Origin of the sequence: Clostridium sp. AM43-3BH (genome assembly GCF_003479985.1) — a bacterium.
GTDB lineage: Bacteria > Bacillota > Clostridia > Lachnospirales > Lachnospiraceae > Otoolea > Otoolea fessa.
Genome location: NZ_QUIH01000006.1, coordinates 1 through 22,129, shown reverse-complemented (window position 1 = coordinate 22,129; position 22,129 = coordinate 1). Strand labels below are relative to the sequence as shown.

Sequence of the window (22,129 nt, the reverse complement as noted above, 5' to 3'; positions counted from 1 at the left end):
GCTGGGCACACGTGTGTGAACAGTAACGTACTTTTCTCCTGAAATGATGGCTGCAATTCACGCTGCGCTATTTAACAGCACTTGAAAAAAATATTATAGAGCTTCGAAAAAAGCATCGGTCAATTTCTGTATATTCAGATACGGGTTCTCATAATCAAAACTACGCATCCGTCCCTTGGCAGCCAGAACACCGAGCTGGATCGGCTCAGCGATATCCGAATTGAGCCGATCATCGAGCATACCGCTGATGAAACCGCCGGCAAAGGAATCACCGGCGCCGGTATCGTTGTTTAACTGGTACTGGTAGAGCTTTTTGTGGCGGACTGTGCGGATCTGACATACGCCGTCCTTAAAATGGATCAGCTCATGGCGGTCATCGTGCTTGACAATGAGGGTGCGGGTGGGATCCGGGTTGATCGCAGAAAAATACTCACAGAGGTTCGCGTAGAGCGGACGGGCGCTGCGGGCATTGAAGCCGAGGTTTTTCTTTTCGGATTTATTTAAGAAAACATAATCGGCATATGCGATCAGTGGCTGTAAGCGCTCACGGCGCAGCGATGTATACTCAAAACCAGGATCCATGCTGACTTTCATGGCAGGATTTAAATGTTTTGCCTGGATGACCGATTGCATGATTGCCTCGAATTGGTCGAAATCAGACAGGGATGACAGGTGGATCCAGCGGGCCTGCGCGAGGTACTCCGCCAGTGTGGTTCCCGTCCGGGCTTCCTGTTCATGGATGCGGTCTAAGAGAGTGTTGTTGGCACACGGCGCGATCTTGATGCAATTGCGCGTGTGATTATAAAGGCGGACAATCGATTTGGCAATCGCTTTGGAATATGGATCGTCGAAGCGCTCGCGCGTGGTAAACAGCCAGTCACGGTTATCCAGGTGCGCCAGCTCGGCGTCAATGTCATTTGTCTTGCCGAAGCGCAGATCGAATGGACTGGGCGTGCCGCACACGCCGACGTAAGCGACCTGCAGGTTAGGGAGAATATGCTTTGCCACTTTCAGGGTGATGAAAGCAGAACCGCCGATCTGGGTTGTGTATTCCTTGCCTTTTATCGCCAGCTCCTGAATATCGTTTTCCACATCGGAAATCGGGTTGCTTAAGTTCTCGTCGCCTCCACCGGCGGATGTCTCCACCAGATCAAGCCCGGTGCAGTGAAACATATAGTCATAATTGATAGCGCCAATGCAAATAATATCTAAACCTGCCATGAGATTCTACCTCTTTTGTCCGTGTATTTTTTAGTATTTAAAATGAAGAGCGGTGCGGGATTTTTGCTTTTTCAGCAGGATCTCGCACCAGCACCATTTACAGAATATAACACGGTTTTTCGTTTGTCAAATAAAATGTAAAATTAATGTAAAAAGGACGCGGAAAAGTGCCGAAAACCCTTTATTTATAAGAAAAAATGGCATTTTTTTATTAGAGAAAATAGTAACTGTTCAGTAGGTCTGCGCATTTACTGCGCGTGACTGTGAAGGTACTGAACAGTTACAGAAAATTAAAGAAAAAAATGGGTAGAAAGAGTGGAAAATGAGAATGGGAAAATAGGGGAGAAGGAGAAAAAGAGAGTGGAAAAGTGCGGATGGACAGAGAGTGTAATATTCAGTATAATTTGATGGAATAGAGATAGAACGGACAGGGGATGAAGGGAGGAAAGTGCGATAAAAGACCGAATCAATGAAAAGCAGAATGAGAAATCAGAGAAAATGCAAAGAGCGGTTTTAACCCGCCTCCATCTCAGCACGTTCTCCCTTAAATATTTAGCGCTTCTGGCGATGACAGCAGACCACATCGCGGTAATCTGCAGACCGGTTCCGGGATTCCGGGCATTTGGGAATCTGGCGTTTCCATTGTTCGCTTTTTTATTAGTAGAAGGATTTTTTCACACGCGAGATCGCAGGCGCTATGAACGGCGGCTACTTTTGGCGGCGGCTGTGTCGGAAATTCCGTATGATCTGGCATTTTCCGGACGGTGGATGGATGCACAGCACCAGAATGTCTGCCTGACCTTTTTTCTGGCGCTGGTTGCGATGGAGCTGTTAGAGCGGTATGGAAACGATATCTGGGAGAAGCTGGTGCTGACGGCAGTGTTCTGTACGCTGACAGAAGCGGCGGGAGCAGACGGCGGCGCATGGGGGATGGGACTGGTGCTGGCATTTTATTTTTGTGTAATAGGAAATTCAGGCACTAACGTGCCAAAGCACATTCTTTTTCATGAGAAAACGGCGGGGGTGTTTATGAAGATGATTGCCGCCGTCCTCATCGGCGCGTTCGCGTGGCAGGAACCCCTCTGGGTACTGGCGCTCACGGCTGTCTGTTTCATGTTATATGACGGCTCCAGAGGTCGGAGCAGATTTCGTTCCTTCTTTTATGTCTATTATCCGGCGCATCTTTTGACGCTGTATTTTGTGGGAAAATGGCTGGGATGACTTTTATCCTATGGGAATTTTTGACAATTTTCGGGCGTAAAACACGCCCTTTTTTTATTTCCAGGTCAGGCAAAAAAACTTGACAATAAAGTTAGTATGTGCTAACCTTATGTATGGGTTAGGAGGAACTAATGAAAATTAGTCTCATCTAATGAAAATTAGCTTTCTCTAACAACTGTTAGCAGGCACTAATGAAAATTAATGTACGCGAATCAATTAGATTACCGGCAGATGAAAACAGCCGTTTCCGCCAAGTGAGACATCATGACGGGCAGAAGGTGGAAAAACAGAGGAAGGAGAATCGTATGCAGGGAGCAATGCCGATTTCGATGGCAACCGTAGGAACCGCCTATACGATCAAAAAGATCAGCGGAAACACAGAGGTTCGTTCTCATTTAAAATCCATGGGGTTTAACGAGGGAACCGAAGTAAAAGTGATAACCCAGCTGGACGGAGACGTGATTATTCACGTAAAGGAGTCCAGAGTGGCTATAAATAAGGATCAGGCAAGACACATTCTGGTCTAAGACAAGGGAATGGGGATATTCCGGAGCAGGTTGTATGGTAGAAAAGCAGACGGAATCCCGAGTAAAAAATTGGAATGGTTAGGAGGAACAGAGAATGACGCTTAAAGATGCACAGGTTGGATCTACCGTCAAAGTTGTCAAGATTCATGGCGAAGGCGCATACAAACGCCGCATCATGGATATGGGCATCACGAAGGGAAGCGAGATTTTTATTCGAAAAGTAGCTCCGCTGGGCGACCCGGTAGAGGTTACGATTCGTGGATATGAGCTTTCACTTCGTAAAGCCGATGCTGAGTGCGTAGATGTTCAGACAGTTTAATAAGTTTGATTAAAAAAGCAGGAGGATGAAAAATGGCAATTCATATTGCTTTGGCGGGTAACCCGAACTGCGGTAAAACAACCATGTTTAACGCACTGACGGGTGCAAACCAGTATGTAGGTAACTGGCCGGGTGTTACAGTTGAGAAGAAAACCGGTAAATTAAAAGATGCTTCGGGAGAAGAGGTAAATGTAACGGACCTTCCAGGAGTTTATTCCCTTTCTCCGTATACACTGGAGGAAGTTGTAACCCGTGATTTTATCTTAAAAGAGAATCCGGATGTCATCGTAGACTTAGTCGATGCAACCAACATTGAGCGTAACCTGTATCTGACCACACAGCTGATCGAGACAGGTATTCCGGTTGTTATCGCTTTAAATATGTGCGATCTTCTGAAGAAGAACGGCATCAACATTGATGTAAAGGCACTGTCCAAGAAACTTGGCTGCCCGATCATTGAGACTTCCGCGCTGAAGAAAACCGGTCTAAAGGAAGTTATTGCAGAGGCAATCAAAGTTGCAAAGAGCCATGCTGCAGGCACTGTAAGCGCTATTTTCGAGGGCAGCGTAGAGGATAAAGTAAGCGCAATCGAGGCAGAGCTTCCGTCCAGCATTCCGGAAGCAGAGAAGAGATGGTACGCAATCAAAGTTCTCGAGAATGACAGCAAGGTTGTAGAGCAGCTTGGTCTTAGTGCAGACAACCGTTTCTCCCGTTACACCAAGGAGCTGGAGAAAGAGTTTGATGATGACGCTGAGTCCGTTATCACTGACCAGAGATATGTATACATCCAGAAGGTTATCGAGGAGACCGTAAAGAAACCGGCTCAGAAGATGAGTCTTTCGGATAAGATCGATAGCATCGTAACCAACCGTTTACTTGGTATTCCGATCTTTGTTCTTGTTATGTGGGCGGTTTACTATGTATCCGTTACTACCGTTGGTACATTCGTAACAGACTGGACCAATGATACATTTGTTGGCGCAATTCAGGGCTGGGCTGGCGATGCACTGGCAGCAGCAGGCGCTTCTGACCTGATTGTAAGCCTTGTAGTGGATGGTATCATCGGCGGTGTTGGTGCCGTTCTTGGTTTCGTTCCGCAGATGGCTATCCTGTTCCTCTTCCTTTCCATTCTGGAAGATTGTGGTTACATGGTACGTATCGCATTCGTTATGGACCGTGTATTCCGTCACTTCGGATTGTCCGGTAAGAGCTTCATCCCGCTGCTGATTTCTTCTGGCTGCGGCGTTCCTGGTATCATGGCGTCCAAGACCATCGAGCAGGACAACGACAGACGTCTTACCATCATGACAGCAACCTTCGTTCCGTGTGGTGCGAAGCTGCCGGTTATCGCTCTGATGGGCGGCGTTATGGCTGGTTATATGAGCGGCGACATGGATCTGGCTACTATGATGGCTCCGATCATGTACTTTGTAGGTATCGCTGCGGTTCTTGTATCCGCGATCATGTTAAAGAAGACCAAACCGTTCTCCGGCAAACCAGCTCCGTTCGTTATGGAGCTTCCGGCGTACCACATTCCGTCCGCTAAGACCGTTCTCCTTCATGTTTGGGAGCGTCTGAAGGGATTCATCATCAAGGCTGGTACAATCCTGTTCCTGGCTTGCGTTGTTATGTGGTTCCTGTCCTCCTTCGGATTTGTAGACGGTGGATTTGGTCTGGTAGAAGAATCTGCTGATTCTATCCTGGCTATGCTGGGCGGCGCTATCGCAATCCTGTTCCGTCCGCTTGGTTTCGGCGAGTGGCAGCCGGTTGCAGCTTCCATCACTGGTTTCACAGCAAAAGAGGCTATCGTTTCCACCATGGGCGTTCTGGCAAATGTATCCGAGGATCTGTCTGAGGAGACCGATGTCGTAGCAGCAGCAATCCAGACATGGTTCCCGACAACCATCGCAGCCTTTACATTCCTGCTGTTCAATCTGCTTGACTCTCCGTGTCTGGCAGCTATCGCAACGATGGCACAGCAGCTCCAGTCCAGAAAATGGTTCTGGTTCGCTATCCTGTATCAGAATCTCTTCGCTTACGCTGTATCCCTGATTGTATATCAGTTAGGTGGTCTGGTACTTGGCGCAGTTGCATTCAACGTATGGACTATCGTGGCAGCAGTCCTTCTTGTACTCATGCTGTTCATGCTGTTTCGTCCGGATCCATACAAGGATCAGAAGAGCTACACAAGAAGCTCTGTAGAGGCAGCTTCATAAGTTAGTTTCTAAATGAAAAATAAAACAGGTTCTGCCGTCCGGCCGGTGGTTTTGCGTTTCCGCTGACCGGGCATCGGCAGGTGCCTGTAATCATAAGTGATAAAATTAATCCTTTATAAGGCTGCCTCGGATAGCAGGATGAAAGTCTGCTGTTTGGAGGCAGTTTTATTCGATTTCAAAAAAGAAAAGGAGAAAGCATAGATGGGGGATTCATCTGGATCCATGTTTTATGGTGTGATTGGTTTTCTGGTAGTTTATTTTGTAGGATATTTTATCTGTCGTGTGTATGATAAAATAAAAAAGATACTCCGAAGCCATTCATCGAAAAGTCAGAGAAGAGAGGACGATAACGTATGAGACCGATTGATATTGGAATTTTAATTGTAGTAGCGATTTTGCTTTTGCTGGCATTACGTTCGGCGATCCGTCATTACACGGGAAAGGGCGGCGGATGCTGCGGATGCTCCGGTGGAAGCTGCGGTTCCTGCGGCAGCGATGGGAATGCTGGTGCGCGCGGCGAAGATCTTTCCAAGAAAGCGGTTACAGCGGGTACCCCGTCCAAGATCATGCGGATCGAGGGTATGCACTGTGCAAACTGCAAGAAATCCGTTGAAAAAGCCCTGACCGCCCAGAACGGCGTCATCCGTGCAGATGCGGACGTAGACAGAGGCATTGCCCGCGTGTTCTATGAGAATGGCGTGGACGATGCGAAGCTGCAGGAAGCGGTTGAAAAAGAGGGATTTGTGGTTAAGAATATTGAGACGGTTGTCTAAGAGAAAAAGTGTGATCCTGTTCTGGTGTTACTGTTCACGCAAACGTGCCCAGTAACGGAATTTGCCGTGGCTTCGCATTTAAATACGGCAAATTCCTGCTGCCACCACGTTTTCTTACGGCACTTTCGGTTCCAAAAGTGCCTACCCGTGTACAGTAACGTTCTGGTTTCAGATGTGCTGGATAGGTTTATTTTGTATCGCAAAATAAAAAGACTTGTGGTATACTTGGAAAAAATGATAAAACTTATACAGAGAGGCAGAACGTATGATCAAGATTATAAAAGAAGCACAGGTTCGAAGCGAGGAAGATAATCGGAATCTGCGAGAGACCGTGGCGGGGATTATTGGTGAGGTCCGGGGGCGCGGAGACGCGGCTCTGAGGGAGTACAATGAGAAGTTTGACGGATGTACCCGTGAATCGCTGCGGGTCAGCCGGGAGGAGATTGATGCGGCTTATAAGGAGCTGGGCGAGCAGGAGCTGGCGGATCTGAAAGCGGCGCATCACAATATTGAGGCATTTGCGAACGCGCAGAGGCAGACAGTGAAACCCCTTGACAATTTCAGCCCGGAGCCGGGAGTCTTTTTAGGACACCGCATCATTCCGGTGGAGTCCTGCTGCTGTTATGTGCCGGGCGGCAATTATCCACTGTATTCGACGGCACTGATGTTAGCGACTCCGGCGAAGGCAGCGGGAGTAAAACGTATCACCGCCTGCGCTCCGGTAGTGCGTGGAACGGGTCATATCAATGCCAGGACGCTGGTAGCGATGGATCTGGCTGGCGTGGATGAGATCTATGCACTGGGCGGTGCACAGGCGATCGCGGCATTTTCCTATGGAACGGGGAGTATCAAGCCGGTGGATATTATTGTAGGACCGGGTAACCGCTTCGTAACAGAGGCGAAACGTCAGTGCTACGGGCAGGTCGGCATCGACTTCGTAGCCGGGCCGAGCGAGGTCCTGGTAATCGCCGACGGAAAAGCGAGTGCGAAGGTGGTGGCGGCCGATCTGCTGGCACAGTCTGAGCATGATGTCAATGCGAAAGGCATTCTTCTGACAACGGATGAGGCATTTGGAAAGAGCGTGATTGAGGCGGTAGAGGAAGAGCTGAAGATTCTGGATACGGCAAAGATTGCGAGACAGTCCTGGGATACGTTTGGAGAGATCGGCGTGGTAGACAGCCTGGACGAGGCAGTTCAGTATGCGAATGAGTATGCACCGGAGCATCTGGAGATCAACGTGGAAGATCCGGATGCACTGATTCCGAAGCTGGTTAATTACGGCTCCCTGTTTATCGGTCAGAATACGGCGGAGGTATTTGGTGATTATGCTTCCGGAACCAACCACACACTTCCGACTCTTCGGGCGGCACGTTATACCGGTGGCGTCTGGGTTGGTACATTCTTAAAGACCTGTACCCACCAGAGCATGACCCCGGAGGCATCCGCGCGGATCGCACCGCTTGTATCGCGTATGGCGCATGGAGAAGGATTATCTGGACATGCAGCGGCTGCGGATGCAAGAAAATAGGAAAAATAGAAAATAATAGAATAAAACCCCTAAGATGCTGCAGCATCTGGGGGTTTTGTGTTTCAAAGCATACCGCCTGCTATTCTTGTCTTTTATTCCGGATAAACCAGTCTCTCTGGACCAATTCCGTCTAAGACTTCGCGCAGAAAGCGGTCAGCCAGCCAGTTTGCCATCGGCAGGTTCATATCGAGGTAGTTGCCGCAATCTTTTGCACAAGCACCCGGAACCTCGTCTTTGTAGTCGCGCATGAAAGTAAAGAGCCCTTTCATCAGCGGCACGATCTCCTCGGATGTCAGGTCGCCTGCGAGAAGCAGGTAGAAGCCGGTGCGGCAGCCCATCGGTCCGAAGTAGAGGACGCGGTCTTTCCACTCCTCGTTATTTCGCAGCCAGGTGGCAGCCAGGTGCTCGATGGTGTGAACCTCCGCCGTATTCATGACTGGCTCATAGTTGGGGCGTGTCATGCGGATATCAAAGGTGGTGATGACCTGATCGCCCACGCGATCCTTGCGGGATACATAGACGCCAGGGAGCAGTTTCAGATGGTCGATAGTAAAACTGGTAATTTTATCCATAAAAAAATACCTCCTAAATCAAAAATGCCTGTCCTTATTATATAAAGAAACAGGCATAAGAACAAGCACTTATTTTTTTGCAGTCTTAAAAACGCGGAAGCCAGCTACTACATTTAAAGCAAGAAACGCAGGAATACAGATAGACTCAATAGAGGGATAGATATCCTGGATACCGCTGATATCCTGAGTCATCATGCGAAGATTGATGTCATGAAGGGAAAGCAGCAGAAAGAGTGCAAAGCAGGCATAACTGCCAAGCGTAAGGATGGATGCCATAGTTTTACCTGTAAAAAAAGCAAGAATGGCAAGTAAAAAGCTTAGTGGGAATAAAACTAAAAGAAAGAGACTCATAAATCAATACCTCCTGTTAAGTAATAGAGACAGTATACAGGATGGAATAGACAACCGTGTTACTTATTCCTTAATAAATCCTTACATATGTATACTTGATGTTTGCATAATAAATAAAAATGAAAAACAATAGGCAGAAATGCATAAAAATGCATAAATGACGTATAAAACATAAAAAAATGTATAAAAAATCTCTTGACGCATAGAACTTTCCTATGCTATAATCTTTCAGAATATGAACAAGGGCGTTCATGGGCTTAGGCTCATGGACGCCTTTGTTGCAGAATCAGACAATTTATAAAATATGTCTCTAATGATGTAAAAAACGCATCTGAGGAAAAACAGATTTGCTCAAATGTGAGGCTATTGAGAATGAAAAAGTAAACTGCCTGCATGAAGCTATTCACAGGCGGGGTACGAGAGAGAAAGGAATGGTGACCAGATGGAGAAACCGGTATATCTTCTGTTGGAAAACGGCGACTATTTTGAGGGAAAAAGCTTTGGCGCTCCTTTACGTGAAGTGACCGGAGAAGTCGTATTTACAACCGGTATGACAGGATACCTTGAGACGATCACAGATCCCAGCTATTTTGGACAGATTGTCGTTCAGACATTTCCGTTAATCGGAAACTACGGAGTGATTCCGCAGGACTTCGAGAATGAAGAGGTATATTTATCAGCCTATATCGTAAAAGAGTGGTGTCAGGAACCTTCCAACTTCAGATGCAGTGGGGATCTTGACACCTTTTTTAAAGAAAGAAACATCCCGGGCGTCTATGGAATCGATACGAGAAAGCTGGCAAAAACCATTCGTGAATCCGGTTCGATGAACGGCTGGCTGACCGAGGTGAAGCCGCCGTATGACGCAAAAAAGCTGGAGGAAGTGAAAAACTTCCACATTACAAAGGCGGTTGAAACCGTTACACCAAAGAAATGTGAGATCAAACCGGCGGATGAGAAAGAAGAGTTCCAGATTGTGCTCTGGGATTTCGGCGCAAAGGAAAATATCATCCGCGAGCTGACCAGGCGCGGATGCCGCGTGGCTGACCTTCCGGCTGGTACGACGGCGGAGGAGATTCTTAAGATGAATCCGGACGGAATCATGCTTTCCAACGGTCCGGGAAACCCAGAGGACAACCCAGAGGTCATCGAGGAGATCCGAAAGATTACGAAGGCTGGAAAACCGATGTTCGGTATCTGCCTGGGTCATCAGCTTCTGGCGATTGCCAAGGGCGCGAAGACTGGAAAAATGAAATTCGGTCACAGAGGTGCGAACCAGCCGGTCAAGGATCTGACCACCGGACGCGTGTACATCAGCAGCCAGAACCACGGCTATGAGGTACTGCGCGATACGCTGCCGGAGGGCGCGGAGGAGACATTTATCAATGTCAACGACGGCACCTGCGAAGGCATCACCTACCACGATATGCCGGCATTTACCGTCCAGTTTCATCCGGAGGCGTGTGCAGGTCCGAAGGATACGGAAGAACTGTTTGGGCGTTTCATTCAGATGATGAGAGATTATAAGGAAAAGGAGGGCGCGTCATGCCGTTAAATAAATCCCTGAAAAAAGTTATGGTAATCGGTTCCGGCCCTATCGTCATCGGTCAGGCGGCAGAGTTTGACTATGCAGGAACGCAGGCGTGCCGGGCTTTAAAAGAGGAAGGTCTGGAGGTCGTTTTAGTAAACTCCAACCCGGCAACCATCATGACGGACAGCGCCATCGCGGATCACGTATACATCGAGCCGCTGACCCTGGAATTTGTCAAGAGAATCATTGAAAAAGAGAAGCCTGACAGCATCCTGTCCACCCTGGGCGGACAGACCGGACTGACACTGTCCATGGAGCTTGCCAAAGAAGGTTTCTTAAAGAGCCACAATGTAACGCTTCTCGGCGCGTCCCCGGAGACCATCGATAAGGCGGAGGACCGCCAGTGCTTTAAAGACACGATGGAAGCTATCGGTGAGCCGGTCATTCCGTCCAAGGTTGTCACCACCATCGAGGATGCACTTGATTTTGCCGAGGTTATTTCTTACCCAGTTATCGTGCGTCCGGCCTTTACCCTGGGCGGTACCGGCGGCGGTATTGCGGCAAATAAAGAAGAGCTTTACAACATCGCGGAGGCGGGTATCCGCCTGTCACCGATCAATCAGATTCTGGTTGAGAAATGTATTTCCGGATGGAAGGAGATCGAGTTTGAGGTAATGCGCGATGCCATCGGCAACGAGATTACGGTCTGCTCGATGGAAAACTTTGACCCGGTCGGCGTCCACACCGGCGACTCCATTGTTATCGCACCGGCTGTGACGCTGGCGGATAAGGAATACCAGATGCTTCGTTCCGCAGCGCTGAATATTATCCAGGCGATGGGTATCGAGGGCGGCTGCAACTGCCAGTTTGCGCTGAATCCGGAGAGCTTTGAATATGCCGTTATCGAGGTAAACCCGCGTGTATCCCGTTCGTCCGCCCTTGCTTCGAAAGCAACCGGATATCCGATTGCCCGCGTGGCAACCAAGATTGCGATCGGTTATCATCTGGACGAGATCCCGAACGAGGTAACCGGCGAGACGATGGCATGCTTCGAGCCGGCCCTTGACTATGTAACGGTTAAATTCCCGAAATGGCCATTTGATAAATTCGTTTACGGACGCCGGAAGCTGGGTACCCAGATGAAGGCAACCGGCGAGGTTATGGCGATCGGCCGCAACTTTGAGCAGGCGCTCATGAAGGCAGTCCGCGGCGCGGAGATCTCCCAGAACAGCCTAAACATGAAGAAACTGGCGCCGATGAGTGTGGAAGAGCTGAGAGAAAAAATTCTGGCGCAGGATGACGAGCGTCTGTTTGCAATCTATGAGAGCTTCAAGCGCGGCGTGACCGTTGCCGAGATTCATGAGCTGACCAAGATCGACGAGTGGTTCTTAAATAAACTGATGCATATCCTGTCCCTGGAACGCCGGATGCAGTCTGAGACTCTGAGCGATGCGCTTTATATGGAAGCCAAACAGAACGGATTCCCGGATGCAGTCATCAAGGAGATGACCGGGCTTTCGGAAATCAAGCATGTTCCGGCATGCTACCGCATGGTTGATACCTGCAGCGCTGAGTTTACGGCAAGTACCCCTTACTTCTACAGCACCTTCGGCGAGGAAGATGAGGCAGAAGAATTTATTAAAGAGAATGCAAGCGGAAAACCAGTTGTTATGGTATTTGGCTCCGGTCCGATCCGTATCGGTCAGGGTATCGAGTTTGATTTCGCATCCGTTCACTGCGTATGGTCGTTAAAGAGAGCCGGTTATGAGGTTGTCATCGTAAATAACAACCCGGAGACCGTTTCCACCGACTTCAACGTAGCAGACCGTCTGTATTTTGAGCCGCTGACACCGGAGGATGTGCTGGATATCATCCGGATCGAGAAGCCGATCGGCGCAGTTGTAGCCTTTGGCGGACAGACAGCGATCCGTCTGACAAAATGTCTTGTAGAGAACAATATTCCGGTTCTCGGCACTCCGGCAGACAGCATCGATATGGCGGAGGATCGCGGACGTTTCGCAGCCCTGCTGAAAAAATTAAATATGAAACAGGCAGCGGGTCAGACCGTTTACACTGAGGATGAGGCAATCCAGGCGGCAAATCATCTGGGCTATCCGGTTCTGATGCGTCCGAGCTATGTATTAGGCGGACAAAACATGATTATCGCGTACAACGACGCCGATATTCATGAGTATATGAAGATTATTCTCTCACACAAGATTGAGAATGCGATCCTGATTGATAAATACCTGATGGGTACCGAGCTGGAGGTCGACGCGATCTGCGACGGCGAAACGGTTCTGATTCCGGGTATCATGGAGCACATCGAGCGTGCGGGCGTCCATTCCGGCGACTCCATCGCGGTATATCCGGCATTTATGCTGACCGAGAGCCAGAAAGACCGTCTGGTGGACTATTCCATCCGTCTGGCGCTGTCCATGAATACGAAAGGCCTGATCAATATCCAGTATGTCCTGCATGAGGATACGATCTATATCATCGAGGTCAACCCGCGTTCGTCCCGTACCGTGCCGTACATCAGCAAGGTAACCGGCGTGCCGATGGTCGATCTGGCAACCCGCATCATGATGGGCGAGAAGCTGGCTGACATGGGCTACGAGACAGGTCTGTATCCGTGCTCTCCGTACTACGCAGTCAAGGTTCCGGTCTTCTCCTTTGAGAAGCTGTCCAACGTAGACACACAGCTCGGACCGGAAATGAAATCGACCGGCGAGGTACTGGGTATCGCCCGGACGATGGAGGAAGCGCTGTTCAAAGGCCTGGTAGCAGCCGGATATACGATGAAGCGCGAGGGCGGCGTCTTAATCAGTGTCCGCGATACCGATAAGAGCGACCTGCGCGAGCTGGTCAAAGAGTACGTGGCGATGGGATTCCACATCTACGCGACCTCCGGTACTGCAAGCCGGTTAAACAGCGTCGGCATTTCTTCAACGTTAGTCAAGAAGCCGAAGGAAGCCAAAGAGGGCGAGGAGACGACCATTTCCCTGCTGGAAGAAGGAAAGATCAGCTATGTGATTTCCACTTCCAAGACGGGACGCCAGCCGGGACGCGACAGTGTCCGCCTGAGAAGAAAGGCAGTCGAGCTTGGTATTCCGTGCCTGACATCGCTTGATACCGCGGCTGTCCTGGCGCTGACACTGGAAAGCAAGTACAACGAGGACAACGTTGAACTGGTAGATATCGCGCACATTGCACATGGTGCAGCGGCTAGAAAAGAGCTGGGCCAGATGGAAAAACCGGAAGAAATCCAGATTCCGGGTTATGTGCTTCAGGAGCATGAAAACGACTAAAAAGAACGATGGTCTGCATGGATTCTGCGTTTTGAGGGTTGCGGAATCCGTGCAGGCTGAAATCTTTTGCGAAGGCAAAATCTGACAGAATCATATATGACGGAAAAAAGTGGATTAATATTTAAAGAAAGGAAGAGGAGGAAAAGCAGATGGCAAAATTTATTTTTGTGACAGGCGGTGTTGTATCGGGATTGGGGAAAGGTATTACAGCAGCGTCTCTGGGCCGTCTTTTGAAGGCACGGGGATTTAAGGTAGCAGCGCAGAAGCTGGATCCGTATATCAACGTCGATCCAGGAACCATGAGCCCGTATCAGCACGGCGAAGTATTCGTAACAAACGACGGTGCGGAGACGGATCTGGATCTGGGACATTATGAGCGTTTTATAGATGAAGATTTAAACCGGTATTCCAACCTGACGACCGGTAAGGTCTACTGGAATGTGTTAAATAAAGAGCGCCGCGGCGAATATCTGGGCGAGACGGTACAGGTAATTCCACATATCACAAATGAGATAAAATCATTTATCTATTCCGTGCAGGAAAAGACCGATGCGGACATCGTTATCACAGAGATCGGCGGAACAACCGGCGATATTGAGTCACAGCCGTTCCTGGAAGCCATCCGCCAGGTGTCCTGCGAGGCGGGACGCAGCAACTGCCTCTTCATCCATGTAACCCTGATTCCATATCTGGAATCTTCAGGCGAGCATAAATCAAAACCGACGCAGCATTCGGTTAAACAGCTGCAGTCCTTTGGTATCATGCCGGATATCATCGTAGCGCGCTGTGACCGTCCGGTGGACGATCCATCCATTTTCCGCAAGATCGCACTGTTCTGTAACGTCAAAGAGGACTGCGTCATCGAGAACCTGACCCTTCCGGTTCTCTACGAGGCACCGATCATGCTGGAGGAAGCAGGACTTGCCAAGATCGTGCTTCGCGAGCTGGGCATCGAGAAAGCGCCGCAGGAGTGCGATCTGACGGAGTGGAAACATATGCTGGACCGAATCAAGAACAGCCGCAAGACGGTCAAGATTTCCCTGGTCGGCAAGTACGTCAAACTGCACGACTCCTATCTGTCGATCGTAGAATCCCTGCACCATGCCGGATGGGAAAATGGCGCGCAGGTGGAGATCAACTGGGTGGATAGTGAGACGATCACCCCGGAGACGGCACCGGAAATCCTGGGCGGTTCAACCGGTATCATCGTGCCGGGCGGCTTCGGCATCCGAGGCATCGAGGGCATGATTGCGGCAGCTGATTATGCGAGAAGAAACAATATCCCGTACTTTGGCATCTGCCTTGGTATGCAGATCGCGGCGATCGCATTTGCCAGAGGCGTGTTAGGCTATGAGGATGCGAACTCAACCGAGTTTGCGCCGGACAGCAAGCATCCGGTCATTGCCCTGATGGAAGAGCAGATGGATCTGGCTGACATGGGCGGAACGATGCGTCTGGGTGCATATCCGTGCCGCATCAGTCCGGATACGCTGATGATGAAAGCGTATGGAAAAGGTCTGATCGAAGAGAGACATCGCCATCGTTATGAATTTAACAACAAGTTCCGGGAAGTTTATATGGAGCATGGCGCTATCTTTTCCGGACAGTCTCCGGACGGTACGCTGGTAGAGGCGATGGAGATTCCGGGACATCCGTTCTATCTGGGAGTTCAGTACCATCCGGAGTTCAAGAGCCGCCCGAACCGCGCACATCCGATCTTCCGGGAGTTTGTGAAAGCGGCTCTGGAGGTAAAGGAAAAAAATTCTTAAAATATGGAGAAAATAAAGTATGAAGATCAACGAAAACTATAAAAATCTGGAAGAAAGCTATCTGTTTTCCACCATCGCTAAAAAAGTAGATGAATACACCAAAGCCCATCCAGAGGCAAAAGTAATCAAAATGGGTATCGGTGACGTAACCCTTCCGATCTGCCAGAAAGCAGCTGACGCATTTGCAAAAGCAGCTATGGAGCAGGGCAAGGCGGCTACGTTCCATGGATATGGTCCGGAGCAGGGATATGATTTTCTGCGCGTAGCAGTTCAGAAGTATTATGCGTCCTTCCAGGTTGAGGTGGCGGCGGAGGATATATTCATCAGCGACGGCGCGAAGAGTGATGTCGGAAATATCCTCGATCTCTTTGATGCGGACAACACGGTCCTGATCCCGGATCCGGTATACCCGGTTTACATGGATACGAACGTGATGGCAGGCAGAAAGATCGTATTTATGGATGCCAATGTGGAAAATGGCTTTCTTCCGATGCCTCCGAAGGGACAGAAAGCGGATATTATTTATCTCTGCTCCCCGAACAACCCGACTGGCGGTGTGTACAACCGTGAGCAGTTAAAAGAGTGGGTTGACTATGCGAACGAGCAGGATGCGATTCTTTTATTTGATGCGGCGTATGAGTCCTTCGTAGCAGATCCGGCGCTTCCGAGAAGTATTTTTGAGATTGAGGGCGCAAAGACCTGCGCGATCGAGTTCTGCTCCCTTTCGAAGCTGGCAAGCTTTACCGGAACCCGCTGTGGCTATACTGTGGTTCCGTCTGAATTAGAGCGCGGTGGTTCTTCCATCCGCAAGATGTGGCTGCGCCGCCAGACAACCAAGTTTAACGGCGTTTCCTACCCGGTACAGCGCGCCGCAGAGGCAGCTCTTTCACCGGAGGGCATGGCACAGTGCCGCGAGCACCTGGACGTATACCGCACCAATGCGAAGATCATGACAGAGACCTTAAAAGAGCTTGGAATCTGGCACATCGGCGGCGAAAATTCACCGTACATCTGGATGCAGTGCCCGAACGGCATGAAATCCTGGGAGTTTTTCGACGATCTGCTTGCCAAGGCAAATGTGGTCGGCACACCGGGCAGCGGATTTGGTAAGAATGGAGAAGGATTCTTCCGTCTGACTGCATTTGGTACGACTGCGAATACAAAAGAGGCAATGGAGCGGATCAAGAAGGTTTACGGAAAATAAATAGCTCTATTTTATAAATGAGGGGGCTGGTGCATCTGGGGCATTGTTATCCTATGCACCGTCCCCTTTTTGCTGCAGCAGGGAGGTGAGGACCATGGTGACCTTAAACGATTATCTGTATTCCGGCGATACGATGTTTAAGATTTTAAAGAATTACAGCCGGGATTTGAAAGCGGAGGCAAAACAGACAAACAATGAGATAGACCTGATACATGCAAATTTCCTGATTCAGATCCGGGAACTTTTGGAACACAATGATTTCCTGACGACCCAGTCACAGAAGATCCGGGAATTTTATATTCATATGGCAAAGGAATATCCGCTTCTGGCATTTAACTTTAAGGGAAGAATCAAGTCGCTGATCCGCTCGGAGGCGAAATTTAATGGATATATCGTCGAATATATTTATGACTGTTATACAGAACATAAGGCATTTCCGTCGATCTCCGATTTGAAGCAGAGATTGAGCTGTTTCCGCGACCTGATTGCGTACCGGATCGTGATTTCACTGCCGAAGTGTTACCTGAAACCGGGGGAATCGCAGCAGGAGGCAGATATCCGGTACCTCTACCAGATTGCGAATGAGCTTCCGGGATTTCTGGAGGAACGTGGGTTTACGGCGGAACCGGCTTACGGGGTGAAGGAGAGTACCTCCCCGTTGATGGATGAGGAGGTAAGGCCGTACTACCGTGATTATGTCTGCGGAAATAGTTCGGATGATTACCAGTCTCTGCATATTACGTTTTACGATAATTGTTCCAGAAGCTATGTGGAGGTACAGCTTCGCACAAAGCACATGGACGATATCGCGGAGATCGGCGTGGCCAATCATTTAAGCTACGAAAAGCGCCAGGAGGGCGAGCGGGCCAGGCGGGATGAGATACCGGAAGGTGCATGTATTTATTTTGATGAGGCATATGAACGCTGCCAGCGCCTGGTATCGCTCAATTTAGCTGAAGTGGATGTCAATATGTTTACGGCAATCAACAACGACCTTGTCAATGACGGCTGCGGGCTGTACCGGGGGCGGCTGATTCTGCCATATGAGCATTTATCGAGGCATCAGAATGAGCTGGTGGATTGAGGGGGTTCACGGGCAGGCATGAATCTAGTTGCGAATAGTTGACGAAACGGGAAGAATCATATATAGTTGCCTGTAAAGGAAAAATGACCGAAAATGATAGGGAGGAACCAGTTTATGGACCATACATCCTGCCGCCTGCGTCTGGCCGCTATCGCCGATGCACCTGCGATATTGGAAATTTATGCACAATATATGGACACGCCGATCACGTTTGAGACGGAGCTGCCGTCCCTGGAGGAATTTGAGGGGCGCATCCGGGCGATCACGGCAGAATATCCGTGGATTGTCTGCGAGGATGAAACGGGCAGAATCATTGGCTATGCATATGGGCATAAGCAGCTTGAGCGCGCGGCGTACCGTTGGAATGCGGAACTTTCTGAATATCTGGACAGTCGGGTGACGTCGAAGGGCATCGGCAAACGGATGCTTCTGGTGCTTTTAGAGCTTTTAAAGGCACAGGGCGTCCATACAGTCTACAGTCTGGTGACAAGTCCGAATGTGAAGAGCGATGCGATGCATAACGGATGCGGATTCCGGACGATGGGCGTGTGCAAAAATACCGGTTATAAGAGCGGAAAATGGCACGATGTTACCTGGTATGAGAAAGCGCTGCTGCCATATGAGGACGTACCGGCGGAGATGATTCCGATTGGGAAGATGGAGAAGGAGACGGTAGATAAGATTTTGGCGTCTTTTTGAACAGAGACATAAAACAAATCTGCATAAAATAAACAGGGCGTGTGAAAATGGAATTTCCTATTTTCACACGCCCTTATCAGTTCTCTTTTATTCACCAGCGCCGTAATGCGCTGTCCATTCATTCACTCAGATTAGTTGAAGTATCTCTTTAACAGACCCTCAAATGCCTTGCCATGTCTAGCCTCGTCACGAGCCATCTCATGAACGGTGTCATGGATTGCATCCAGGTTAGCAGCTTTCGCACGTTTTGCAAGGTCAAATTTGCCTTCGGTTGCGCCGTGCTCAGCCTCTACACGCATCTCCAGGTTCTTCTTGGTGGAATCAGTTACAACCTCGCCGAGAAGCTCTGCAAACTTAGCAGCGTGCTCAGCCTCTTCGTGAGCTGCCTTCTCCCAGTACAGACCGATCTCCGGATAGCCCTCTCTGTGAGCTACACGTGCCATCGCCAGGTACATACCAACTTCTCTGCACTCGCCTTCATAGTTAGCTCTTAAATCTTCGAGAATATCCTCGCTGACACCCTGTGCCACACCAACTACGTGCTCAGCTGCCCAGCTCATCTCGCTGGACTGCTCTTTGAACTTGGAAGCCGGAGCGCCGCATACTGGACATTTTTCCGGAGCAGCCTCACCCTCGTATACGTAACCACATACTGTACAGACAAATTTCTTCATAGTCAATTCTCCTTTTCTAAAATAAATTTTTAATTTCGTGTTTTATAGAAACAATAAATAGATAGTAAAGTTGTTTGCAACCATTCTGTTTCATAGGAGCTTTTAAAACGAAATCGTTTATTTGGCTTGAATGAAATCAGTAATGATTACTGATATTAAGATACCATAGATCCCTGTGTTTGTCAATGAAAAAATAGAAATAATTCTTATTAGTGTTTTTCCCTTTTCAAACACTCATCGCACATCCCATAGAAAAACACGGTATGGTCATCGATCGTTCCCGGCGCAAATTCTTTGGCGGCTGTCTCCAGCTCCTTGGTTGCTTCCATCGGAATATCCATGACCCGTCCGCACTGGCGGCAGACGTAGTGGTAATGTGGGGATGTATCATAATCGAAATGATCCGTGCCGTCGCCGCAGGACAGTTTCCGGATCTCGCCCAGCTCAACTAACAGGTTTAAATTGCGGTAAACGGTTCCAAGGCTGATATTCGGAAACTGTTCCCGGATGCTGGTGTAAAGGGCGTCGGCGGTCGGATGATCCTTCCGGCTCATCAGGCAGGCTTTGATCGATTCGCGCTGACGGCTGTATTTTAAGGTTTTCATAAGCGACACTCCAATCCTTCTAAATAATATTGATAATGATTATTATTTATATTATGCGTCCTGACGCGATGAAAGTCAATCTTTTTTCAAAGATTTCCGTGAGAAATTTTAGAGTCAAATTTCAACATCACCGATGCATAAAAGATCCCGTCCTCATACCGGAAATCCACCAGGCCCTGGTACCGCTCAGCGATCGAACGGATGGAGGCGGTTCCCGTGCCGAACCCGTCATGTTTGGTCGAGCGGAACCGCCCATTTTCCTCGATCGGCGGATGGCAGCAGGTGTTGTCAACGGCGATCACGATGTGACCGGCATCCTCCTGGGCGCAGATGCGGATAAACGGCGCGCTGTCTGTACATTCCCGACAGGCGTCGAGGGCATTTTCCAGAAGATTGCCGAAGATCGAGCAGAGCTGTGGCTCACCCAGCGGGAGAGAGGGCGGAAGCTGGATGCGGACCGAAAAATCGACTGACGCCTTGCGCGCCTCCTCGCCGTAATAGCTGATAATCGTGTTGACCGCATAATTTTCACACCAGGTCCGCGCAGTGTCCGGCGGAAGCGTCATACGGTATTGTTCGATGTAGGTATTCAGATCCTCCGTTTTCCCGCTTTGCAGGTAATGCTCGATGAGATTTAAGTGCTGGCGCAGGTCGTGGCGCGCCTCCCGCACCTCTTCGATGTGGCGGGAAAGCTGCTGATACTGTGTGTACTGCATCGCCAGGAGCGTGTCCTGCTGCGCCGCGCGTTCTTCCAGCTGCGCCTGCTGGCGGACTGCATTGAGCGCTTCCAAAAGGACATAGTAGATAAGAATTGTCATGGCAAAGAGCCAGAGCCGCGTGAGGATAAAACGGAACTTGCGGACGGTATCAATGTTTAAATCAAAGTTATAAGCGCAGATAATCAGGGTACATGAAAATGGAATAAACCAGACTTTCTGCCAGAATGCGGAGCTGTCTACCTGAAAAACGCGTTCCGTGGCATTTTTCATAAATTTGAGCCCGAGAGGGAGCGTCAGAAACAGAAGAATCGAGATGAGCAGCAGGCTTTGATCGCGGAGTGAATAATAGGTAATGCTGGGATCGTAGAACAGACGGCTTTCCAGAAAGAAACAGATGCCCCGGACTGTGACAAAATAATTCAGGATGAAGTTTCCCAGAAACAGAAGTTTCCAGAAATTAGCCTTCACACATAAAAAATAGATCGCCAGAGAAACGAGGGCAAACACCGTGTCGGTGACCCGGGTCGGTTTACCGTGGCTGATCAGGTAGGTATACAGGGAGGACTGGAGCAGCTGACCGATAAAAATGAACAGAATCAGGATTTTAATCGGAAATCGAAGCTGCTTTTTAAATGGCAGAATCGATAAAATAAAAAAAGGAATGGAATAGACGGTTTCAACGAGAAATGCCTTGCCAAACACAGACCAGTTCATAGAGTACCTCCCTTCCGCAATGTGTCAAATAAGTAGGTTGCAAATGCTTCCTTTGTCTCTTTTTTCTTCCGGCGGCTGCAGAAAAAGCAGCTACCGTTTTTCAGATGGACAGAACCGTCCTCGTCCACCGAGGTAACATGTGAAAAATTGATAAGCAGCCCGCGTCCGCTCATGTAAAAACGACTGCCCTTCGGGAGCAGTGCCATCAGATCCGAAAAAGAGAGCCGTGTGGCGGCATCGCCGGAGCTGGTATGGATGATCAGCCGGTGGTTCTGCGTCTCCGCGTACAGAAAATCGTCGAGCAGAATCCGCTGCGTGGATGCCTGTCCCCGTCCGAGCGCCACCTGAATTTCGATGTAGGCAGGCGCGGCGAGAAATGTCCGGATCTCATCGAGACACCAGGCAAGTGCCTTTTCCTCCACCGGTTTTAAGAGATAATCAAGGGGATGGGCACGGTAACCCTGCAGTGAATAATCACGTTCCGTTGTAGTGAAAACGATGGGGAGACGTTTTTCGCGCTTGCGAAGCTCCAGCGCCGTGTCAATACCATTGCGCCCGTCCCGGTCCAGCATAATATCCATAAAAACCGCATTAAAAAGCCTTGGACGGAATGCTTCCAGAAATGCCTCGCCGCTCTCGTAGCAGTCAAAGTACACCGTTTCCCCGTGCTTCTCCAAGTTCTCCTGTATCAAATGAATCAGATGATTCTGATCTATCTTCAAGTCCTCAACAATCGCAAAATGCATCAAAGCTCAACCGCCTGCCACTCAAAATGTGTGTAAATAGACTCACATCGAGATGTTGTAAGTTCTCACGAACATTACTTACTGCTTCATCGTATATGCTTTTACAATCTGTAAACAGATATGCTACTCACAAGTTCTTGTATACTCCACAGTCGTTAATTCCCGAAATAGCCTTCGGTACATACTTACATTTGCTTTTCATTATGCAATCTTGTAAGTTTTAGCATCTTTTAAATTAAGTGCCGCATTGAGATCCCTATCTGCAACATAGCTACAATCACATCTGTAGATTCTATCTGAAAGTTTTAAATCTTTCTTTATAGAACCGCAACAATGACATAGTTT

The 22,129-nt window shown here is 49.2% G+C and carries 20 protein-coding genes; 12 read left to right on the top strand and 8 right to left on the bottom strand.

The annotated features are described in order from the left end of the window. Positions 1-93: 93 nt before the first annotated feature. Positions 94-1,221 (bottom strand): carbohydrate kinase family protein, encoded by a 1,128-nt coding sequence (locus DW931_RS10400; protein ID WP_107000661.1) that lies wholly within the window; start codon positions 1,219-1,221, stop codon positions 94-96. A 498-nt stretch (positions 1,222-1,719) separates the two neighbouring features. Between DW931_RS10400 and DW931_RS10395 the strand changes: the two genes are divergently transcribed. The 6 genes from DW931_RS10395 to hisD all read left to right on the top strand — a co-directional run bounded on the left by DW931_RS10395 (position 1,720) and on the right by hisD (position 7,805). Continuing rightward, a complete protein-coding gene (locus DW931_RS10395; RefSeq protein ID WP_107000660.1) occupies positions 1,720-2,442 on the top strand; it encodes a TraX family protein in 723 nt (240 codons plus the stop codon). Positions 2,443-2,633: 191 nt separating this feature from the next. Beyond that, a complete protein-coding gene (locus DW931_RS16255) occupies positions 2,634-2,969 on the top strand; it encodes a FeoA family protein (RefSeq protein ID WP_233430210.1) in 336 nt (111 codons plus the stop codon). A gap of 94 nt (positions 2,970-3,063) precedes the next feature. Next, positions 3,064-3,288, top strand: a complete 225-nt coding sequence (locus DW931_RS10385; RefSeq protein WP_022359013.1) for a ferrous iron transport protein A — start codon at positions 3,064-3,066, stop codon at positions 3,286-3,288. Between the two features lie 32 nt (positions 3,289-3,320). Next, the gene (feoB, locus tag DW931_RS10380) at positions 3,321-5,504 is read left to right on the top strand and encodes a ferrous iron transport protein B (protein ID WP_118482573.1); all 2,184 of its coding nucleotides are present in this window, start codon (positions 3,321-3,323) and stop codon (positions 5,502-5,504) included. A gap of 353 nt (positions 5,505-5,857) precedes the next feature. Continuing rightward, a complete protein-coding gene (locus DW931_RS10375; RefSeq protein ID WP_107000658.1) occupies positions 5,858-6,277 on the top strand; it encodes a heavy metal-associated domain-containing protein in 420 nt (139 codons plus the stop codon). Positions 6,278-6,542: 265 nt separating this feature from the next. Beyond that, positions 6,543-7,805, top strand: coding sequence for a histidinol dehydrogenase (gene hisD / locus DW931_RS10370; protein WP_347559441.1), 1,263 nt, complete (start codon positions 6,543-6,545; stop codon positions 7,803-7,805). 92 nt (positions 7,806-7,897) lie between these two features. Here hisD and DW931_RS10365 read toward each other — a convergent pair whose 3' ends face one another. Together DW931_RS10365 and DW931_RS10360 are read right to left on the bottom strand one after the other, a co-directional pair. Next, positions 7,898-8,377 (bottom strand): S-ribosylhomocysteine lyase, encoded by a 480-nt coding sequence (locus DW931_RS10365; protein WP_022359008.1) that lies wholly within the window; start codon positions 8,375-8,377, stop codon positions 7,898-7,900. A gap of 69 nt (positions 8,378-8,446) precedes the next feature. After that, positions 8,447-8,728: a hypothetical protein gene (locus DW931_RS10360; protein WP_107000657.1), complete on the bottom strand. Its 282-nt coding sequence runs from the start codon at positions 8,726-8,728 to the stop codon at positions 8,447-8,449. Positions 8,729-9,170: 442 nt separating this feature from the next. On the opposite strand from DW931_RS10360, the gene DW931_RS10355 reads away from it, so the two are divergent. The 6 genes from DW931_RS10355 to DW931_RS10330 all read left to right on the top strand — a co-directional run bounded on the left by DW931_RS10355 (position 9,171) and on the right by DW931_RS10330 (position 18,326). After that, a complete protein-coding gene (locus DW931_RS10355) occupies positions 9,171-10,283 on the top strand; it encodes a carbamoyl phosphate synthase small subunit (protein ID WP_118482572.1) in 1,113 nt (370 codons plus the stop codon). Continuing rightward, positions 10,274-13,570, top strand: a complete 3,297-nt coding sequence (gene carB / locus DW931_RS10350) for a carbamoyl-phosphate synthase large subunit (RefSeq protein WP_118626967.1) — start codon at positions 10,274-10,276, stop codon at positions 13,568-13,570. The genes DW931_RS10355 and carB overlap by 10 nt, the downstream gene beginning before the upstream one ends. A gap of 149 nt (positions 13,571-13,719) precedes the next feature. Then, positions 13,720-15,339, top strand: a complete 1,620-nt coding sequence (locus DW931_RS10345) for a CTP synthase (protein ID WP_107000654.1) — start codon at positions 13,720-13,722, stop codon at positions 15,337-15,339. A 19-nt stretch (positions 15,340-15,358) separates the two neighbouring features. Next, entirely contained in the window at positions 15,359-16,543 is a 1,185-nt protein-coding gene (locus DW931_RS10340) for an LL-diaminopimelate aminotransferase (RefSeq protein WP_107000653.1), read from the top strand. A 94-nt stretch (positions 16,544-16,637) separates the two neighbouring features. After that, on the top strand, positions 16,638-17,627 hold the full coding sequence (locus DW931_RS10335; protein WP_118482571.1) for a guanosine polyphosphate pyrophosphohydrolase: 990 nt from the start codon (positions 16,638-16,640) through the stop codon (positions 17,625-17,627). 114 nt (positions 17,628-17,741) lie between these two features. Beyond that, on the top strand, positions 17,742-18,326 hold the full coding sequence (locus DW931_RS10330; protein ID WP_118482570.1) for a GNAT family N-acetyltransferase: 585 nt from the start codon (positions 17,742-17,744) through the stop codon (positions 18,324-18,326). A gap of 131 nt (positions 18,327-18,457) precedes the next feature. Here the strand turns inward: DW931_RS10330 and DW931_RS10325 are convergent, their stop codons facing one another. The 5 genes from DW931_RS10325 to DW931_RS10305 form a co-directional block, all read right to left on the bottom strand. Continuing rightward, positions 18,458-19,000 (bottom strand): NADH peroxidase, encoded by a 543-nt coding sequence (locus tag DW931_RS10325; protein ID WP_118482569.1) that lies wholly within the window; start codon positions 18,998-19,000, stop codon positions 18,458-18,460. Positions 19,001-19,209: 209 nt separating this feature from the next. Further along, positions 19,210-19,605: a transcriptional repressor gene (locus DW931_RS10320; protein WP_118482568.1), complete on the bottom strand. Its 396-nt coding sequence runs from the start codon at positions 19,603-19,605 to the stop codon at positions 19,210-19,212. A gap of 86 nt (positions 19,606-19,691) precedes the next feature. Then, positions 19,692-21,038: a sensor histidine kinase gene (locus DW931_RS10315; RefSeq protein ID WP_118482567.1), complete on the bottom strand. Its 1,347-nt coding sequence runs from the start codon at positions 21,036-21,038 to the stop codon at positions 19,692-19,694. After that, positions 21,035-21,784 (bottom strand): LytTR family DNA-binding domain-containing protein, encoded by a 750-nt coding sequence (locus DW931_RS10310; protein ID WP_118626966.1) that lies wholly within the window; start codon positions 21,782-21,784, stop codon positions 21,035-21,037. Before DW931_RS10310 ends, DW931_RS10315 begins: the two co-directional genes overlap by 4 nt. 201 nt (positions 21,785-21,985) lie before the next feature. Continuing rightward, positions 21,986-22,129 (bottom strand): zinc ribbon domain-containing protein (locus DW931_RS10305; protein ID WP_147353627.1); only part of this gene is annotated, 144 nt, incomplete at its 5' end.

Coding starts and splice junctions, on each gene's coding strand:
- DW931_RS10385 (WP_022359013.1), top strand. CDS start 3,064: ATGACGCTTAAAGATGCACAGGTTGGATCTACCGTCAAAGTTGTCAAG.
- DW931_RS10310 (WP_118626966.1), bottom strand. CDS start 21,784: ATGCATTTTGCGATTGTTGAGGACTTGAAGATAGATCAGAATCATCTG.
- DW931_RS10375 (WP_107000658.1), top strand. CDS start 5,858: ATGAGACCGATTGATATTGGAATTTTAATTGTAGTAGCGATTTTGCTT.
- DW931_RS16255 (WP_233430210.1), top strand. CDS start 2,634: ATGAAAATTAATGTACGCGAATCAATTAGATTACCGGCAGATGAAAAC.
- DW931_RS10365 (WP_022359008.1), bottom strand. CDS start 8,377: ATGGATAAAATTACCAGTTTTACTATCGACCATCTGAAACTGCTCCCT.
- DW931_RS10325 (WP_118482569.1), bottom strand. CDS start 19,000: ATGAAGAAATTTGTCTGTACAGTATGTGGTTACGTATACGAGGGTGAG.
- feoB (WP_118482573.1), top strand. CDS start 3,321: ATGGCAATTCATATTGCTTTGGCGGGTAACCCGAACTGCGGTAAAACA.
- DW931_RS10345 (WP_107000654.1), top strand. CDS start 13,720: ATGGCAAAATTTATTTTTGTGACAGGCGGTGTTGTATCGGGATTGGGG.
- carB (WP_118626967.1), top strand. CDS start 10,274: ATGCCGTTAAATAAATCCCTGAAAAAAGTTATGGTAATCGGTTCCGGC.
- DW931_RS10395 (WP_107000660.1), top strand. CDS start 1,720: ATGCAAAGAGCGGTTTTAACCCGCCTCCATCTCAGCACGTTCTCCCTT.
- DW931_RS10360 (WP_107000657.1), bottom strand. CDS start 8,728: ATGAGTCTCTTTCTTTTAGTTTTATTCCCACTAAGCTTTTTACTTGCC.
- DW931_RS10320 (WP_118482568.1), bottom strand. CDS start 19,605: ATGAAAACCTTAAAATACAGCCGTCAGCGCGAATCGATCAAAGCCTGC.
- DW931_RS10315 (WP_118482567.1), bottom strand. CDS start 21,038: ATGAACTGGTCTGTGTTTGGCAAGGCATTTCTCGTTGAAACCGTCTAT.
- DW931_RS10340 (WP_107000653.1), top strand. CDS start 15,359: ATGAAGATCAACGAAAACTATAAAAATCTGGAAGAAAGCTATCTGTTT.
- DW931_RS10335 (WP_118482571.1), top strand. CDS start 16,638: ATGGTGACCTTAAACGATTATCTGTATTCCGGCGATACGATGTTTAAG.
- hisD (WP_347559441.1), top strand. CDS start 6,543: ATGATCAAGATTATAAAAGAAGCACAGGTTCGAAGCGAGGAAGATAAT.
- DW931_RS10330 (WP_118482570.1), top strand. CDS start 17,742: ATGGACCATACATCCTGCCGCCTGCGTCTGGCCGCTATCGCCGATGCA.
- DW931_RS10355 (WP_118482572.1), top strand. CDS start 9,171: ATGGAGAAACCGGTATATCTTCTGTTGGAAAACGGCGACTATTTTGAG.
- DW931_RS10400 (WP_107000661.1), bottom strand. CDS start 1,221: ATGGCAGGTTTAGATATTATTTGCATTGGCGCTATCAATTATGACTAT.